This is a genomic window from Hymenobacter agri, assembly GCF_054778495.1.
The window spans coordinates 1-807 of sequence record NZ_BAAGZM010001113.1; the positions used below are offsets into that span (position 1 = coordinate 1).

The following is an 807-nucleotide window of genomic DNA, read 5'->3' on the forward strand; positions in this document are numbered from 1 at the left end:
CGCCTTCACGGCCGCGCTGGCTAACCTGGGCGGCGGGCTGGTGTGCGAGCAGGTGGGCGTGGTGCCCATCGAGAAGCCGCGGCTGCTGGAAGAAGCGCAGGAAGCGGGGCTGCGCTAAAATCCTGGTAGAAACAGGTGGTTGATGCCTGGCGGCTACCGCGCCAGTTCCTGCGCGAGCCACTGGCGCGTGGCCTCGCCCGCAGCCTGCCCCACGAGGACCAGGAAGGCGGCGGTAGTGGCGGTTTTTTGCGCCGCCGTGGCGGCCAGAATGCTTAAGAACACCTCGGTGCCCACGCGGGCGTGCAGGGCGGCGAGCACGGCCGTGCCTTTGGCGTACACCACGCGGCGGGTGGTGGGATAGTCGTATTTACTGCGGTCGTAGCCGATGATGGCGGGGGCGTTGGCGGCCGCAGTGAGGCGCTGGTTCAATTCGAGGCGGTAGCCGGTGGTGTCGCCGCGGGCTTGCAGGTAGAGCAGGCTCGAGTAGGTGGCGAAGGCCTCGTTCAGCCACTCCTCGTAGCTGCTGATGGAGCCGTAGGCCCACCACTTGTGGCTGATTTCGTGGGCCAGAATCAGCCGGTCGTCGCGTTTGCGCACGTCGAAATCTGAATAGGTGATGTTCACCGCATTGTCGAGCAGGGCGGAGGCGTTGCGGTTGGTGCCGGGCATCAGCACGCTGAAGCACGCAATGGCGTCGCGCCGGCCCAGCGTCTGGTTGTAGAAGGCCACGATGCGCGCGGTTTCGGCCAGCAGCAGGGTATCGGGCGGCAGCAGCGGGCCGGCTTTCACCAGCGCAAGCGCCGGGCC

The 807-nt window shown here is 67.2% G+C and carries 1 protein-coding gene; it reads right to left on the reverse strand.

The window, feature by feature from the left end; genetic code table 11:
• Positions 1-153: 153 nt before the first annotated feature.
• Positions 154-807 (reverse strand): M1 family aminopeptidase (locus ACYVDE_RS24795; RefSeq protein ID WP_460504185.1); only part of this gene is annotated, 654 nt, incomplete at its 5' end.